Origin of the sequence: Streptomyces sp. NPDC002619 (assembly GCF_042889305.1) — a bacterium.
Lineage (GTDB): Bacteria > Actinomycetota > Actinomycetes > Streptomycetales > Streptomycetaceae > Streptomyces.
Genome location: NZ_JBIAQV010000007.1, coordinates 198,952 through 214,460 on the forward strand (window position 1 = coordinate 198,952; position 15,509 = coordinate 214,460).

The window sequence follows — 15,509 nt, forward strand, 5'->3', positions numbered from 1 at the left end:
ACTACCGCCCCCGCAGCCGCTCGTAGTGGGCGGAGCAGTCCGGGTAGCTGGGCAGCAGCCCGGACCGCTCCGCCTCGGCCAGCGAGGGCGCCTCGGCGTCCTTGGCCGACAGCACCGGCTCGATGCCCTCGGGCCAGGCGATGCCCAGGGCCGGGTCGAGTGGATGGATCCCGTGTTCGCGCCCCGGCGCGTACCCCGTCGAGCACAGGTAGACCACCGTGGCGTCGTCGGTGAGCGCCATGAAGGCGTGTCCGAGGCCCTCCGCGAGGAACATGGCGTGGTGGGTGTCGTCGTCGAGCCGTACGGCCTCCCACCGGCCGAAGGTGGGCGAGCCGACGCGGATGTCCACGACGACGTCCAGCACCGCCCCGCGCACGCACGTCACATACTTGGCCTGGCCGGGCGGCACGTCCGCGAAGTGGATCCCGCGCACGACACCGCGCCGGGACACCGAGTAGTTGGCCTGGGCGAGGCTCAGGCCGTAGCCCGTGGCCTCCTTGAACTCCTCGCCGCGGTACCACTCGTGGAAGCTGCCCCGGTCGTCCGGGAACACCTTGGGCTCGAGCACCCAGGCGTCGGCGATCTCCAGTTGGCGCAATGCGTCAGGCCTCCCGTGTCGTGGATCGGTTCGTCGTCGGGGCGACGCCCAGGCCGCGCCGCGCCTTGCGCACCAGCCGTTGCAGGAGGCCTGGCGGCACGGGCCGGGTGAGGCGGACGGCGCCGCTGCGGCCCACGTGCGCGACGAGCGGCAGACCAAGGTGGCGCGGAGTCCCGGACTCCGGGGCCAGGCACAGCTCCAGCCGCCAGGTCGCGCGCTTCATGTCGGGCAGGGGCAGCGACGCGTCCAGCAGCGAGCCGGCCGCGTGGGCGGGCGTGAGCGTCCCGGTCTGCCGCAGGGACCGGCCCGACCCGGTGTCGGTGAGCCGCACCAGGACGTCGGTGCGGTCCGGGACGTACACGGGCAGCGCGAGGTTCAGCCGCTCGGTGTCGGACATCGTGGCGTCCTCGGGCGTGAGCCGGCCGAGGCCCAGGGACTTGCTCGCCTTGTCGACGTCCAGGGAGAGGTTGTCGTGCTGCTTCGTCCAGTACGGCAGCACCACGCGGCCCGCGACGACCCCGGCGACGGGCCTGGGCCGGCCCTGCTTCGGGGCCGGGCCCAGACGGCACTCCTTGGTCCAGGAGCCGAGGCCGACCCGGACGTACAGGTCCCACAGGCCGCCGTGCAGCGGGGCGCCGCCCGCGGCGGTGCCCGGGTCGACGGTGGCCGTGGCGTGCAGCACGAGGCGGATACGGCCGTCGTCGGCGGGAACCCGCTCGCGGGTGACCTCGACCGGCTGGAAGAAAGAGGCTGCGCTGGCGCGGTCGCGCACGATCAGGTCGACGGTCGCCTTCTCGAATCCGTCGACGGCCGCCGTGCCCAGCCGGGCGATCGCCTCGTCGAGGTCGGCGGGCGGGGTGTCGGAGGGCCCGGCGCACCCGTCGGCCGGGAAGGTGAGCGGCTTGCCCTTGGACTTGAACTCGGTCGTGAAGCCGACGCGCAGCGTGCCGCCCTGCCACTCGACACCCGTCGGCGCAGCCTTGGGACCGATGCCGGCCTCGAACTCGGCGAAGGCGACGAGGTCGTCGTAGCGGTCGTCCCTGAGGAAGGCGGCGACGACGCGCTGTCCCGGGCGCAGGCCGGGCGCGACACCGGGGCCGAAGCGTTCGACGATTACGCCGCGCATCTCCCGGAACAGCTCGCGCCGGTAGTCGTCCGGCAGGGCCAGCAGCCGGCGGCCGCTCATCCGGTCGACGATCTCCACGCGCAGCCAGCGGCGCAGCAGCCGGTCGCGCAGCGGGCCCGGCTCGGTGTACCGCTCGACGACGTCCAGGGCCTCACGGAGGTTCTTGTAGTAGCCGACGGGGTCGAAGCGCTGGAAGCCCGCGTTCGAGGCGTCGTCCCGTTTGACGTGGTAGTAGCAGACGTAGTCGCTGAGCACCGAGACGTTGTCCGCGCGCAGATACGCCTCGGTGACGAAGACGTGGTCCTCGAGGCGGCGCCGGCCCTCGGGGAACCGCAGCCCGGTGCGCTCCAGGAACGCCCGCCGCAGCATCTTGTGCGGGGTGAGGCTGTCGATCAGCGGCGCGTTCTCGACCGTGGCGTGCGGATGGTTCCTGCGGAACAGCTCCACCGGCACCGGGCGGCCCTTCCCGGCCATCTTGCCGACGATCACGTCGGCCTTGTTCGCCACCCCGTACTCGTACATGCGCTCCAGGGCCTCGTCGCCGAGATAGTCGTCGTTGTCGACGAACATCACGAACTCGCCCCGCGACTCGGCGATCCCGACGTTGCGCGGCTTGCCCGACCAGCCGGAGTTCGGCTGGTGGATCACCCGGACATGGGCGTGTTCGGCCGCCAGCTCGTCCAGCCTGGCCGGGGTCTCGTCGGTGGAGCCGTCGTCGACGAAGACCACCTCGAACTCGTCGGGAGGCAGCGACTGCCGCAGCAGCGAGGCGACGCAGTCCTCGATGTACGGCCCGGGGTTGTACACGGGGACGATGACGCTGACTTTGACCGGCATCCGGCTTCCCAGCCCCCTCGGTTCGCTGTCCGTTGTCTCGGTGACACGGTGCGCGTGGCCGAATGCTAACCCGGCCCCTTCTGAAGGCGAACGCCCACCCTCCAAAAGATGAACGTCCTCCCCACAAGGGGCCGGGCCGGCCGTCAGGCGTGGGTCTTGGCGAGAAGTTCGAGGATCTCCGCCGTCGTACCGGTCTCGCCGAGCCGCGGGAAGATCCGCTCGACGCTGTTGGCGTGCGCCTCGGGCGTGAGGTCGGCGATCGCGTCGGTGGCGACGGTGACATGGTAGCCGTGCTCGTACGCGGCGCGGGCGGTGGACTCGACGCCGATGCTGGTGGCGATGCCGGTCAGCACGATCTGGGTGACACCGCGGCGGCGCAGCTGAACATCGAGGTCGGTGCCGTGGAAGGCGCCCCAGTTGTGCTTGGTGACGCGGATGTCGCCGGGGTGCCCGGAGAGCTCGTCGACGATCACGTCCCAGCCCTCCGGGTAGGCCCCGCCGGCGCCCTGCTCCTCGGTGCGGCCGGGGACGCGGTCCGCCCAGTCGGCGGCGAAGGACACCCGGACCAGGACCACGGGCAGGTCCCGGGCCCGGAAGGCGTCGGCGAGCTCGACGGAACGGGCCACCACCTCGGGGCCGCTGTACGGCTGGGTGGGCGCGGCGGCGATGCCGTTCTGCAGGTCGATCACGACGAGGGCGGTACGGGGGTCGAGGGCGGTGAGCGCCATGGGGTCAGGCCTTTCCGGGGGTGTTTCGGGAGGTGCTTCGAGCCGAGGCTCGGGCGGTTGTCCGGGTGGTTTCCCGGGGCGTGAGGGAACCGAGGGATCGGTCCACGAGGGTCGTCGCCAGCAGCAGGGCCGAGCCGGCGACCAGGAACAGGGCCAGGCCGTGCAGCCCGGCCGTGTCGGCGCGATGCGGGAAGAACGCCGCGGTCGCGGCGGAGGCGCCCAGCGCGCCGAGGTACATGAAGGTGCGCAGCAGCCCGGCGGCGGAGGCGATGCGGGCCGGGTCGGCCTGGCGGTACAGGGCGGTCTGGGCGGCGAGGCCGATCAGACCCTGCGGGACGCCGAGGACGGCGAGCAGCAGCCAGACCGGGCTGCCGGAGTGGACGAGGTAGAGCCTGCGCGGCCCGTACATGTCCACGAGCCGCCCGATGACCGGCTGCCCCACGGCGGTGGCGAGATACAGCGCCGAGACCAGCCAGACCGTCTCGGCGGGCGGCGCCCCGAAGGCGATCCCGATCGGCACCAGCGCCACGGCGATCATCGAGGAGTTGATCGGGTTCAGTACGGAGCCCAGGATCATCGGCGCGATGAGGCGCCGGTCGAAGGCCGTGGCGGAGGGCTGAGTGTCCCGCCCGGGACGCTCCAGGAGCTTCGACGTCACTGCTGCGACAGCCGCTCCATCAGTGCCAGCGCCGCCAGCACCGCCTGCCGCTCGTCCTCGGTGAACCGGTCCTGGAAGGCGCGGGCCAGCCACTCCTCGCGGGCCTGCCGGTTGCCCTCGACGCGGGCCAGGCCGGGCTCGGTCAGGGTGACCAGTTGCCGGCGGCCGTCGTCGGGGTCGGGGGAGCGCCGGATCAGGCCGTGCTGGTCGAGGGCGGCGAGCGTGGCCGCCATCGACTGCGGCCGTACGCCCTCGGCGGCGGCCAGGGCGCTGGCCGTGGCGGCGCCGTGCTTGCCGACCAGGGTGAGCGCCGACTCCTGGGACGGGGTGAGGTCGGCGTCCTGCGCGACCTCCCGTATACGGCGCCGCAGCCGGCTGAAGACGACGCGCAGGTCGCGTGCGGCGCGTGCGGCGGAGTCGGAGATGTGGGCCACGCCGCCACCGTAGAACCATCAGTTCAAACTGTCCAGTCAAGACTGTCTAATTTCCCACCCGATGCCGTGCCCCAACGCGTTGCCCCGCGCCCCGACCCGCCCTGCCCTACGCTGACCGTGTGCGCCTGCTGCTGATGTCCGACACCCACGTCCCCCGGCGCGCCAAGGAGCTCCCGGGCGAGCTCCTCGCCGAACTCCTGCACGCCGACGTGGTGTTCCACGCCGGTGACTGGGTGGACACCGCCACCCTCGACCTGCTGGCCGAGCGGAGCCGGCGGCTGATCGCGGTGTACGGCAACAACGACGGCCCCGGCCTGCGCGCCCGCCTCCCCGAGGTGGCCCGCGCCGAGCTGGGCGGCCTGCGTTTCGGCGTCGTCCACGAGACCGGTCCCGCCGAGGGCCGCGAGGCACGCTGCGCCGCTCGCTACCCCGACCTCGACGTCCTGGTCTTCGGCCACAGCCACATCCCCTGGGACACCACCACCGCCACCGGCCTGCGCCTGCTCAACCCCGGCTCCCCGACCGACCGGCGCCGCGAGCCCCACTGCACATATCTCACGGCCACCGTCACCGACGGCACGCTCACGGACGTGACCCTGCACCGCCTGCCGCAGCGCCGCTGACCCTGTGGCAGCATGCCGGGATGATCTGCCAGCCCGTACTGCCCCTGCCGAACGGCCTGGAGTTGCGCCCCTGGAGCCCCGACAACGCGGGAGCCCTGCTGGCCGCCGGACAGGACCCGGCGATCCGCCGCTGGAATCTGTTCACCGTGGCCGACCGGGCGGAGGCGGTCCGCCGGATCGAGCGCATGCACGAGCGCCGGCGAGCCGAGACGGGTGTCGTCTGGGCCATCGCCCAGCCCGACGGCGAGGCTCTGGGACTCATAGGCTGGAACGACATGGACCTCGCGGGCGGCAGCGCCGAGATCGTCTACTGGGTCCTGCCCGCGGCCCGCGGCGGCGGCATCGTCGTCGAAGCCACCCGTACGGTGAGCCGCTGGGCCCTCGACGACCTCGGCCTGCACCGCCTCAGGCTGTGCCACTCGGTCGCCAACCCGGCGTCCTGCCGCGTGGCCGAGAAAGCGGGCTACACCCTGGAGGGCACGATGCGCGGCGCGCTCCTGCACGCGGACGGCCGGCACGACCAGCACCTGCACGCCCTGATCAAGGGCGACCTCTGAAGCGTGAGCTACCGCCCTGCGCGCGGGTGGCCGAGCCGCCAGTGCCGCCGTACACGGCCAAGGAGCACCAGCACCGCGGCCGCCGCCACCACGACCGCCGCGCGCTTCGCCACCGGCACCCCGGCCGTCCGGAACAGATCGAGCGGCTCGGCCTCCTGCGGAACCGGCGGCAGGGGCTCCTCGCCCGCGACCGGTGCCGGCTCGCTCAGCCGCTCTGCCAGGCACGCCGCGAACTGTCCGATCAGCCGGTCGCCGACCTCGGCCATCACCCCGCGACCGAACTGCGCCGGACGCCCGGTCACCGTCAGATCCGTCCGCACCGACACCGCCGTACCGCCGTCGCGCTCGCTCAGCGTGCCGGTGACCGTGGCCCTGGCCGTGCCCTGCCCGCGCGTCTCCCGGCCGTTGGCGCTGAGCACCATCCGGTGCGCCGTCTCGTCCTGCTCCTCGAAGACGGCGGTGCCCTTGTAGGTGATGGTGACCGGGCCGACCTTTACCTTCACCGAGCCCGTCACTGTCTTGCCGTCGTAGTCGTCCACCGTCGCCCCGGGCAGACAGGGCGCGATGCGTTCGATGTCGAGGAGCGCGCGCCAGGCGTCGTCGACCGGGACGGGGACGGTGAACTCGTGGTGCAGTTCCATGACTTCCTCCTCGTGCTCAGGACACGCCCGCCGGGTGGATGGCCCCGGCGGTCGCGGTGAGAGGCGCGCCGGTGCCGCCCCAGCGCAGGGCGACGATCTCGGCGGCGACGGACACGGCGACCTCCTCGGGTGTACGGGCACCGAGGTCGAGCCCGAGCGGGGAGCGCAGCCGGGCCAGTTCGTCCCCCGTGAGTCCGGACTCGGCCAGCCGCTTGCGCCTCTCGTCGTGGGTACGGCGGCTGCCCATCGCCCCGATGTAGGCGGCAGGCCGGCGCAGCGCCTCCTCCAGCAACGGCACGTCGAACTTCGGGTCGTGGGTGAGCACGCAGATCACCGTGCGCTCGTCCGTGTCGGTGCCGGCGAGATAGCGGTGCGGCCAGTCGACGACGACCTCCACGCCCGCCGGGAAGCGCTTGGGCGTGGCGAAGACCGGGCGGGCGTCGCACACGGTCACCCGGTAGCCGAGGAAGTTCCCGATCCGAGCCACCGCGGCCGCGTAGTCGATCGCCCCGAACACCAGCATCCGCGGGGGAGGAGCGAACGAGTGCAGGAACACCGTCACGTTGTCCTCGCGGCGTTCACCGTGCGGCCCGTAGTGCCGCAATCCCGTGGCGCCGAGGGCGAGTTCACCGCGGGCGTCGGCGGTGACGGCCGCGTCCAGACCGGTCGTGCCGAGCGTCCCGGAGACCGCGCCGGGCCACACCGCGAGGGTGGCTCCGCGGGGGGCGGGCCCATCCACCACTGTGGCCACGGTCACCGGCTCACCCGCGGCGACCGAGGCCGCGACCTCGCTGAACGTGGGGTCGGACTCGGGCGTCACGGGCCGTACCAGCAGGGTGATCTCGCCGCCGCAGGTGAGGCCGACCGCGAACGCGTCCTCGTCGCTGTACCCGAACGTCTCCAGCCGGGCCTCGCCGCTCGCCACGACATCCTGCGCGAGCTCGAACACCGCGCCCTCGACGCAGCCCCCGGACACGCTCCCCAGGACCTCGTCGTCGGGCCCCACCGCCATGGCCGCGCCGGGCCCGCGCGGCGCGCTGCGGCTGACCGCGACGACCGTGGCGAGCCCGAAGGGGGCGCCGGCCGTGTACCAGCGCTCCAGGGCCGGCAACATCTCACGCACGATCCGCTCCTTCCAGACCTGTGACCCCCGTCGGGGGCACCGCTTCAGCCGCTTCCGCCCCGCGCACCACCGCCGCCAGCCGCTCCAGCGCCGCCAGGCTGTGCCCCTCGACGAAGGCGTCCACGTACGGCAGCGCCGCCGCCATTCCGGCGGCCACGGGCGCATAACCCGGCCGCGCCTTGCGCGGGTTGGCCCAGACGACCCGGTGCGCCAGCCCGTGCAGCCGGCGCATCTGCGCGCCCAGCAGCTCCGGGTCGCCGCGCTCCCAGCCGTCCGAGAGCAGCACCACGACCGCGCCGCGCGCCATACCGCGCTGACCCCAGCGGTTCAGGAACTCGCGCAGCAGCTCCCCGAGCCGGGTGCCCCCGCGCCAGTCCGGTACGGCCGCCCCGAGTGCCGCCATCGCCAAGTCGGGGTCGCGGTGGGAGAGTTCACGGGTGACCCGGGTCAGCCGGGTGCCGATCGTGAACACCTCCGTACGGCCCCCGCGCACGGCCGCGTGCGCGAACCGCAGCAGCGCGTCGGCGTACAGCGCCATCGAGCCGCTCACGTCGACCAGCAGCACGACCCGGCGCGGCCGGTCCACGCGCGCGTGCCGCCGCAGCCGTGCCGGTTCACCGCCGCGTCGGAGCAACTCCCGTACGGTACGGCGCGGATCGACGTCCCCGCGCCGGGACGGCCGTCGGCGTGCCGAGCGCCGGGTCTGCCCGTTCAGGGCGAACACGGCCAGCAGCCGGTTGAGTTGGGCCCGTTCGGCGGCGTCCAGCTCGGCGACGTCCCGGTGCCGCAGCACCTCGACGGAGCTGGCGAGACTTGCCGTGGGCGGCCCCAGCGGCTCGTTGTCGCCCGGTGCGCGGGCGCCGGGCGGCGCGTCCCGCAGGACGAGCCGCACCCGGGGCGGGACGGCGGCGCCCACCGGCTGCCGCGGGACCTCGCCGGCCGCCCCGAAGTAGGCTGCGAACACCCGCTCGTACCGCTCCAGATCGTCGTGCCCGCCGCACAAAGTAGCCCGCCCCGCCCAGTACACGTCACCGCGCATCCCCGGCCGCAGGACGTCGACAGCGCGCAGGAAGGCGTACACCCGCTCGGTGCTCGCGTCGACGCCGGCCGCCCGCAGCGCGCGCACGAACCCCAGCAGGACGGCGTCGGCAGCGGCAGGCCCGTCCCTCCGCGCTGTGTCGTCCGTTCCCATCACGCCGCTCACGCCTCCCGCGCGGCCAGCACCGCGGCGAGGTCGAGGCCACGGGCCCGGTCCGTGTCCTCCCGGTACTTCAGGACCGAGCCCAGCGTCGCCACGGCCAGATCGGCGTCCAGCTCGTTCGCCCCCAGCAGGTCGAGGGCCTGAGCCCAGTCGATCGTCTCGGCCACCCCCGGCGGCTTGACCAGGTCGGCGGCCCGCAGCGCCTGCACCAACGCCGTGACCTGCTCGGCCAGTCGCGCCGACACCTTCGGCAACCGGCTGCGCACGATGGCGAGTTCGCGGGCGAAGGAGGGATGGTCGAACCAGTGGTACAGACACCGCCGCTTCAGTGCGTCGTGCACCTCCCGGGTCCGGTTCGAGGTCAGGACGACCACGGGCGGCACCTCGGCCCGCAGCGTGCCCAGCTCCGGGATCGTCACCGAGTACTCCGACAGCAGCTCGAGCAGGAACGCCTCGAACTCGTCGTCCGCCCGGTCGATCTCGTCGACCAGCAGCACCGCCGGCTGGGTCTGCAGGGCGCGCAGCAGCGGCCGGGCGATGAGGAAACGCCGGTCGTACAGTTCGCTCTCCAGCCGGTCCGCGTCCCTCACCCCGGCCGCCTCGGCAGCCCGCAGATGCAGCAACTGGCGCGGGAAGTCCCAGTCGTACAGGGCCTGCGAGGCGTCGATGCCCTCGTGGCACTGCAACCGGATCAGCGGCGCGCCGAGCGCCTCGGCGAGGGCGGTCGCGAGCGCGGTCTTGCCCACGCCCGCGTCGCCCTCGCAGAAGAGCGGCCGGTGCAGCCTGAGGGCCAGGAAGCAGGCGATGGCCAGCCCGTCGTCGACGAGGTATCCCGTCTCCTCCAGGCGGGCCCGCACCTGCTCCGGGTCGTCCATCCGGGTGATCAGCGCTCACCCCATCCCGGCGGCGGTCAGGACCGCCCGCTTGGTCAGCACCCGTGCCAGATGCGCCCGGTACTCGGGCGAACCCGACGGGTCCTGCGACGGCCGGGTGCCCTCGGCCGCCGACTCCGTGGCCCGTGCCACGGCGTCCTGGTCCCCGGCACCGGCCAGCGCCTGCTCGACCGCGGCGGCCCGCAGCGGTGTGCTGCCCATGTTGCTGAGCCCGATGCGCGCCTCGGCGATGTTCCCGTTGTCCCGCCGGACGAGGGCGGCCACGCCGACGATCGGCCAGGCCTGCGCGACGCGGTGGAACTTCTCGTAGTGGAAGCCCCAGCCGTCCGTCTTCGGCACACGTACCTCCACCAGGAGTTCGTCGGGTGCCAGCGCGGTCTGGAGGTAGTCGACGAAGAACTCGCGGGCCGGGACGGTGCGCCGCCCGTTCGGGCCGACGGCGACCAGTTCGGCGTCGAGCGCCAGCGCCACCGCGGGCAGATCCCCGGCCGGGTCGGCGTGGGCGAGCGAGCCGCCGAGGGTGCCCCGGTGCCGTACGGCCGGATCGGCGACGGTCTCCGTGGCCGCCGCCAGCAGACCGGCGTGCCGGCGCACCAGCGGGTCGTGCATCACGTCGTGGTGGGTGGTCAGCGCGCCGATGACGAGCGTGTCGCCGTCCTCGCGGACCCCGCGCAGCTCGGGGATCCGGCCGACGTCCACGACCAGATCGGGGAACGCCAGCCGCAGCCTGAGCAGCGGCAGCAGGCTCTGCCCGCCGGCCAGCACCTTGGCATCCTCGCCCGCGTCGGCGAGCGCGCGCACCGCCTCGTCGACGCTCGCCGGACGGACGTAGTCGAATGAGGGAGGAATCATGCCGAGGCCTCCTTGCCGGAGTCGGCGGACCGTACGGCCTGCCAGACCCGCTCGGGCGTACAGGGCATCCGCACGTCGTTCACGCCCAGCGGGCGCAGCGCGTCCACGATCGCGTTCACCACGGCGGGGGTCGAGGCGATCGTCCCCGCCTCTCCGACTCCCTTGACGCCGAGCGAGTTCGCGGCAGGGGTCTCGGTGCGGTCGGTCACGAAGTGCGGCAGGTCCGCCGCCGACGGCACGAGGTAGTCGGCCATGGTCCCGGAGACGAGGTTGCCCTCGTCGTCGTACACGGCCTCCTCGTACAGCGCCTGCGCGATGCCCTGCGCCAGGCCGCCGTGCACCTGCCCCTCGACGATCATCGGGTTGACGACGCGGCCGACGTCGTCGACGCAGACGTACGACCTGATCCGCGTCCGTCCGGTCTCCGTGTCGACCTCGACGGCGCACAGGTGGGTGCCGTGCGGGTAGGAGAAGTTCTCCGGGTCGACGAGGTGTTCGGCGTTGATGGTGGGTTCCATGCCGTCGGGCAGGTCGTGCGAGGAGAACGTCTCGAAGGCGATCTCCTGGATCGACTTGCGCGCCTCGGGCGAGCCCTTCACGGAGAACACGCCGTTGGTGAACTCCAGGTCCCGCTCGCTCGCCTCCAGCAGGTGCGCGGCCACCTTCCGGGCCTTCTCCACGACCTTCTGCGCCGCCTTGTGCACGGCCTCGCCGCCCACGACCAGGGACCGCGAGCCGTAGGTGTCCATGCCCTGCGGGGCCGCCTTGGTGTCGCCGTGGATCACTTCGACGTCCTCGAACGGCACGCCCAGCGCGTCGGCGGCGATCTGGCTCCAGCACGTCACATGGCCCTGCCCGTGCGGGCTGGTGCCGGTGACGACCTCGACCTTGCCGGTGGGCAGCATACGGATGCTCGCCGCCTCCCAGCCGCCGGCCGCATACCGCAGGTCGCGCAGCACCCGGCTCGGCGCGAGCCCGCACATCTCGGTGTACGTCGACACGCCGATGCCGAGTCGGACGGCGTCCCCGCGCTCGTTGCGCTTCTGCTGCTCGGCCCGCAGGTCGTCGTACCCGAACAGCGCCAGGGCCTTCTCGGTCGCGGCCTCGTAGTTGCCGCTGTCGTAGGTCAGCCCGGCGATCGAGGTGAACGGGAACTCCTCGTGCCGGATCCAGTTACGGCGACGCAACTCGACCGGGTCCAGGCCGAGTTCGGCGGCGAGTTCGTCCATGACGCGCTCGATGGCGAAGGTCGCCTCCGGCCGTCCGGCGCCGCGGTAGGCGTCGGTGGGGGTACGGGTGGTGAAGACGCCGGTGCAGTTGAATTCGTACGCGTCCATCTTGTAGATGGCCGGGTACATGAACGCGCCGAGGATCGGGATGCCCGGCGTGACGAGCATCAGGTACGCGCCCATGTCGGCGATCAGGTCCACCTTCAGGCCCAGCAGCTTGCCCTCGCGCGTCGCGGCGACCTCGATGTCCTGGATCATGCCGCGGCCGTGGTGGGTCGCGAGGTAGCCCTCGGAGCGGGACTCGGTCCACTTGACCGGGCGGCCGAGCTTGCGCGCGACGGTGAGTGCGATGGCCTCCTCGCCGTACACCTGGAGCTTGGAGCCGAAGCCGCCGCCCACGTCGGGGGCGATCACCCGGAGCTTGTGCTCGGGCACGCCGGTGACCATGGCCAGCATGATCCGCAGGATGTGCGGGATCTGGGTGGACGAGTAGACGGTGTACTCGCCGGAGGCGGCGAGCGGGGTGACGACGACCGCGCGCGGCTCCATGGCGTTGGGGATCAGGCGCTGCTGGTGGTAGCGGCGCTTGACCGTCACCTCGGCGCGCTCGCGCACCGCCTCGAAGCTGTCACCGGTCGCCAGCGGCCAGAGGTAGCTGCGGTTGGTGCCCTTGTCGGAGTGGACCAGCGGGGCGTTCTCGGCGAGGGCGGCCTCCAGGTCGAGGACCGGGGGCAGTGGCTCGTAGTCGACCTCGATCGCCTCCAGCGCGTCGGCCGCCGCGTACCGGTCCCGGGCCACGACCACGGCGACCGGGTCGCCGGCGTAGCGGACCTCGTCGAGGGCGATCGGCGGGTGGTCGGGCAGCACGATGTCCTCGGTCACCGGCCAGGCGCAGGGCAGCGAGCCCATCCCGTCGGCGAGGTCGGCGCCGCTGAACGCCGCGACGACACCGGGGCGTTCGAGGGCCGGAGAGACGTCCACCCGCGTGACACGGGCGTGGGCCATCGGGCTGCGCAGGATCGCGAGGTGCAGCAGGCCGGTGACCTGGATGTTGTCGGTCCAGTTGGTCTGCCCGGTGATCAGCCGGGCATCCTCCTTGCGCAGCCTGGAGCGTCCGACCTCGCGTTCGACGGCCTCGGTCATGCCGTGACCTCCTCGGCGACCTCGGGAGCCTCTTGCCCGGAGGCGGCGAGGACCGCGCGGACGATGTTCTGGTAACCGGTGCAGCGGCAGAGGTTGCCCTCCAGGGCCTGGCGGACCTCGTCGGAGGTCGGCTGCGGGTTCTCGCGCAGCAGATCGCGCGCCGCCATGATCATCCCGGGGGTGCAGTAGCCGCACTGGAGCGCGTGCCGCTCGTGGAACGCGCGCTGCAGCGCCGTCCACTCGCCGTCCCGGGCCAGACCCTGGACGGTCGTCACCTCGGAACCGTCGGCCTGGACGGCGAGGACCGAGCAGCTCTTGACGGTCGCGCCGTCGAGGTCGACCGTGCACGCCCCGCAGTTCGAGGTGTCGCAGCCGATCGGGGTGCCGGTCAGACCGAGGCGGTCGCGCAGGTAGTGGGCGAGCAGCAGACGGGGTTGCACTTCGTCCTCGTACGTCGTGCCGTCCACGTTCACCTTGATGTGGGTCATGTGCCCTCCAGACCATGCGGGCGTGAGCGAGGGGGATCAGCGACCGGGCGTGATGTAGGTCACTCTATGACCGTGCCTTGGCGACGGCGAGTGCTGCGACAAGGGTTTGTTGACGGTTAATCCATTGCTGTCGGGACCCGGTTCCTGCTCCACTGCACGGGATCCGTCGTCACCCAGAGAGGACCAGAGATGCGCGCTGCGTGCATGTCCACCCAGGTCGGAATCCCACCCATGCCGAAGGACATCACGCTCAGTGCATCTGCTCAATCTCGGAATCCTCGCCCATGTCGACGCCGGTAAGACCAGCCTGACCGAGCGGCTGCTGCACTCGGTCGGCGTGATCGACGAGGTCGGCAGCGTCGACGCCGGAAGCACGACGACCGACACCCTCGCGCTCGAGCGGCAGCGCGGCATCACCATCAAGTCCGCCGTCGTCTCCTTCCCGCTCGACGGTGTGACCGTCAACCTCATCGACACCCCCGGCCACCCGGACTTCATCGCCGAGGTGGAGCGCGTGCTCGGCGTGCTCGACGGCGCCGTCCTGGTCGTCTCGGCCGTGGAGGGCGTCCAGGCGCAGACCCGCGTCCTGATGCGGACGCTGCGGCGGCTGCGCATCCCCACGCTGGTCTTCGTCAACAAGATCGACCGGCGCGGAGCGCGGGACGAGGACGTCCTGCGGGCGATGGCCCACCGCCTCACTCCCTCGCTCGTCCCGATGGGGACCGCCACCGGACTCGGTACCCGCGCCGCCCGCTTCGTCCCCGGGCTCGCCCCGGCCGCGCTCGACGTCCTCGCCGAGCACGACGAGGAACTGCTCGCCGCGTACGTCGAGGACACCGTCTCGCACGACCGGCTGCGCACCGCCCTCACCGCCCAGACCCGTCGGGCACGCGTCCATCCGGTCTACTTCGGCTCGGCGATCACCGGCGCCGGTGTGCCCGAGTTGATCGACGGCATCGAGGAACTGCTGCCCACGGCCGGGGGAGACCCCGACGGACCCCTGTCGGGCACGGTCTTCAAGGTCGAGCGGGGGCCGGCGGGCGAGAAGGTCGCCTACGCGCGGATCTTCTCCGGCACCCTCCGCACCCGCGACCGGATCCCGTTCGGGAACGGCCGCGAGGAGTCCCGGGGCGCGCGCCCGGAAGGCAAGGTCACCGCGGTCAGCGTTTTCGACCACGGCACGGACGTACGGGAGGAGAGCGTCGGCGCGGGCCGCATCGGCAAGCTGTGGGGCCTCGGCGGCATCCGGATCGGCGACGCGATCGGGGTCCCGAGGACCGCGTACGAGCACCACTTCGCGCCGCCGACCCTCGAGACCGTGATCGTCCCGGGGCCGGCCGCGGACCGGCGGTCCCTGCACGTCGCGCTCACCCAGCTCGCCGAACAGGACCCGCTGATCGACGTACGCCACGACGAGGTGCGCCAGGAGACCTCGGTCTCCCTCTACGGCGAGGTGCAGAAGGAGGTCATCCAGGCCACCCTCGCCGACGAGTACGGGCTCCACGTCACGTTCCGGGAGTCGTCCACCATCTGCGTCGAGCGCCCGGTCGGCTCGGGAGCGGCCGTCGAGTTCAACAAGAAGGACGAGAACCCGTTCCTCGCGACCGTCGGCCTGCGCGTCGACGCCGCTCCGGTCGGCGCGGGCGTGGACTTCCGGCTCGAGGTCGAGCTGGGCTCGATGCCGTACGCCTTCTTCAAGGCCGTCGAGGACACGGTGCGCGAGACGCTCGGCCAGGGGCTGCACGGCTGGCAGGTCACCGACTGCACGGTGACCATGACGCACTCCGGCTACTCGCCCCGGCAGAGCCATGCCCACCAGGGCTTCGACAAGAGCATGTCGAGCACGGGGTACGACTTCCGGGGCCTGACCCCGCTCGTCCTGACCGAGGCGCTGCGGCGCGCGGGCACCCGGGTCCACGAGCCCATGCACCGCTTCCGCGTCGAGGCCCCGGCGGACATGCTGGGCGCGCTGCTGCCGGTGCTGGCCAAGCTGGACGCGGCGCCGCGGACGACCACGACGCACGGCTCGCTCTGTGTACTTGAGGGTGCGGTGCCGGCCGCCCAGGTGCACGAGCTGGAACAGCGGCTGCCCGGTCTGACCCGGGGCGAGGGTGAGCTGGAGAGCGCCTTCGACCACTACGCGCCGGTCATCCGCGCCACGGTCCCCGAGCGGCCGCGCACCGACCACAACCCGCTGAACCGGAAGGAGTACCTCTTGAACGTGACGAGCAGGGTGGGTGGTTGAGGAAACGGCTGCCAAAACCCGGACGGGGGGGGGGGGGGGGGGGGGGCCCCCCCCCCCCCCGGGGGCGGGCGAGCAAGGGGGAGGGGTCCCGGGTTGGAGGGCCCGGGCCCGGGGGTGGGAACAAGAATAAAAA

15 protein-coding genes are annotated in these 15,509 nt (G+C 72.6%); 3 read left to right on the forward strand and 12 right to left on the reverse strand.

What is annotated here, in order from left to right; all coding sequences use genetic code 11:
* Position 1: 1 nt before the first annotated feature.
* The 5 genes from rfbC to ACFYXB_RS15275 all read right to left on the reverse strand — a co-directional run bounded on the left by rfbC (position 2) and on the right by ACFYXB_RS15275 (position 4,381).
* A complete protein-coding gene (gene rfbC, locus ACFYXB_RS15255; protein ID WP_389581934.1) occupies positions 2 to 598 on the reverse strand; it encodes a dTDP-4-dehydrorhamnose 3,5-epimerase in 597 nt (198 codons plus the stop codon).
* A gap of 4 nt (positions 599 to 602) precedes the next feature.
* Entirely contained in the window at positions 603 to 2,561 is a 1,959-nt protein-coding gene (locus tag ACFYXB_RS15260) for a glycosyltransferase family 2 protein (RefSeq protein WP_389581937.1), read from the reverse strand.
* A gap of 143 nt (positions 2,562 to 2,704) precedes the next feature.
* Positions 2,705 to 3,289 carry a hydrolase gene (locus tag ACFYXB_RS15265; RefSeq protein WP_389581939.1) on the reverse strand — a complete coding sequence of 195 codons (585 nt, stop codon included), beginning with the start codon at positions 3,287 to 3,289 and terminating at the stop codon, positions 2,705 to 2,707.
* Positions 3,290 to 3,293: 4 nt separating this feature from the next.
* On the reverse strand, positions 3,294 to 3,947 hold the full coding sequence (locus tag ACFYXB_RS15270) for an MFS transporter (RefSeq protein WP_389581942.1): 654 nt from the start codon (positions 3,945 to 3,947) through the stop codon (positions 3,294 to 3,296).
* On the reverse strand, positions 3,944 to 4,381 hold the full coding sequence (locus ACFYXB_RS15275; protein WP_389581944.1) for a MarR family winged helix-turn-helix transcriptional regulator: 438 nt from the start codon (positions 4,379 to 4,381) through the stop codon (positions 3,944 to 3,946). Before ACFYXB_RS15275 ends, ACFYXB_RS15270 begins: the two co-directional genes overlap by 4 nt.
* Positions 4,382 to 4,500: 119 nt before the next feature.
* Here ACFYXB_RS15275 and ACFYXB_RS15280 point away from each other — a divergent pair, with 119 nt between their 5' ends.
* Together ACFYXB_RS15280 and ACFYXB_RS15285 are read left to right on the forward strand one after the other, a co-directional pair.
* Entirely contained in the window at positions 4,501 to 5,004 is a 504-nt protein-coding gene (locus ACFYXB_RS15280) for a metallophosphoesterase family protein (RefSeq protein ID WP_389581947.1), read from the forward strand.
* A 20-nt stretch (positions 5,005 to 5,024) separates the two neighbouring features.
* On the forward strand, positions 5,025 to 5,561 hold the full coding sequence (locus tag ACFYXB_RS15285; protein WP_389581950.1) for a GNAT family N-acetyltransferase: 537 nt from the start codon (positions 5,025 to 5,027) through the stop codon (positions 5,559 to 5,561).
* Positions 5,562 to 5,569: 8 nt separating this feature from the next.
* On the opposite strand, the gene ACFYXB_RS15290 is transcribed toward ACFYXB_RS15285, so the two are convergent.
* The 7 genes from ACFYXB_RS15290 to ACFYXB_RS15320 are packed head-to-tail and all read right to left on the reverse strand — an operon-like array spanning position 5,570 to position 13,131.
* A complete protein-coding gene (locus ACFYXB_RS15290; protein WP_351348131.1) occupies positions 5,570 to 6,202 on the reverse strand; it encodes an SRPBCC family protein in 633 nt (210 codons plus the stop codon).
* A 16-nt stretch (positions 6,203 to 6,218) separates the two neighbouring features.
* Positions 6,219 to 7,325, reverse strand: a complete 1,107-nt coding sequence (locus ACFYXB_RS15295; protein ID WP_389581953.1) for an XdhC family protein — start codon at positions 7,323 to 7,325, stop codon at positions 6,219 to 6,221.
* A complete protein-coding gene (locus ACFYXB_RS15300) occupies positions 7,318 to 8,517 on the reverse strand; it encodes a VWA domain-containing protein (protein ID WP_389581955.1) in 1,200 nt (399 codons plus the stop codon). Before ACFYXB_RS15300 ends, ACFYXB_RS15295 begins: the two co-directional genes overlap by 8 nt.
* A gap of 8 nt (positions 8,518 to 8,525) precedes the next feature.
* Entirely contained in the window at positions 8,526 to 9,401 is an 876-nt protein-coding gene (locus ACFYXB_RS15305) for an AAA family ATPase (protein ID WP_389581958.1), read from the reverse strand.
* 15 nt (positions 9,402 to 9,416) lie between these two features.
* Positions 9,417 to 10,271: an FAD binding domain-containing protein gene (locus ACFYXB_RS15310; RefSeq protein ID WP_389581960.1), complete on the reverse strand. Its 855-nt coding sequence runs from the start codon at positions 10,269 to 10,271 to the stop codon at positions 9,417 to 9,419.
* Positions 10,268 to 12,643: a xanthine dehydrogenase family protein molybdopterin-binding subunit gene (locus ACFYXB_RS15315; protein WP_389581963.1), complete on the reverse strand. Its 2,376-nt coding sequence runs from the start codon at positions 12,641 to 12,643 to the stop codon at positions 10,268 to 10,270. Before ACFYXB_RS15315 ends, ACFYXB_RS15310 begins: the two co-directional genes overlap by 4 nt.
* A complete protein-coding gene (locus ACFYXB_RS15320) occupies positions 12,640 to 13,131 on the reverse strand; it encodes a (2Fe-2S)-binding protein (protein WP_389581964.1) in 492 nt (163 codons plus the stop codon). Before ACFYXB_RS15320 ends, ACFYXB_RS15315 begins: the two co-directional genes overlap by 4 nt.
* A gap of 253 nt (positions 13,132 to 13,384) precedes the next feature.
* Between ACFYXB_RS15320 and ACFYXB_RS15325 the strand changes: the two genes are divergently transcribed.
* Positions 13,385 to 15,376: a GTP-binding protein gene (locus tag ACFYXB_RS15325; RefSeq protein ID WP_389581967.1), complete on the forward strand. Its 1,992-nt coding sequence runs from the start codon at positions 13,385 to 13,387 to the stop codon at positions 15,374 to 15,376.
* The last annotated feature ends 133 nt before the right edge of the window (positions 15,377 to 15,509 follow it).

Bases quoted from the DNA above. Each gene is read 5' to 3' on its own strand.
- ACFYXB_RS15265 (WP_389581939.1), bottom strand. From the start codon at position 3,289: ATGGCGCTCACCGCCCTCGACCCCCGTACCGCCCTCGTCGTGATCGAC.
- ACFYXB_RS15315 (WP_389581963.1), bottom strand. From the start codon at position 12,643: ATGACCGAGGCCGTCGAACGCGAGGTCGGACGCTCCAGGCTGCGCAAG.
- ACFYXB_RS15290 (WP_351348131.1), bottom strand. From the start codon at position 6,202: ATGGAACTGCACCACGAGTTCACCGTCCCCGTCCCGGTCGACGACGCC.
- ACFYXB_RS15310 (WP_389581960.1), bottom strand. From the start codon at position 10,271: ATGATTCCTCCCTCATTCGACTACGTCCGTCCGGCGAGCGTCGACGAG.
- ACFYXB_RS15300 (WP_389581955.1), bottom strand. From the start codon at position 8,517: ATGGGAACGGACGACACAGCGCGGAGGGACGGGCCTGCCGCTGCCGAC.
- ACFYXB_RS15260 (WP_389581937.1), bottom strand. From the start codon at position 2,561: ATGCCGGTCAAAGTCAGCGTCATCGTCCCCGTGTACAACCCCGGGCCG.
- ACFYXB_RS15320 (WP_389581964.1), bottom strand. From the start codon at position 13,131: ATGACCCACATCAAGGTGAACGTGGACGGCACGACGTACGAGGACGAA.
- ACFYXB_RS15285 (WP_389581950.1), top strand. From the start codon at position 5,025: ATGATCTGCCAGCCCGTACTGCCCCTGCCGAACGGCCTGGAGTTGCGC.
- ACFYXB_RS15305 (WP_389581958.1), bottom strand. From the start codon at position 9,401: ATGGACGACCCGGAGCAGGTGCGGGCCCGCCTGGAGGAGACGGGATAC.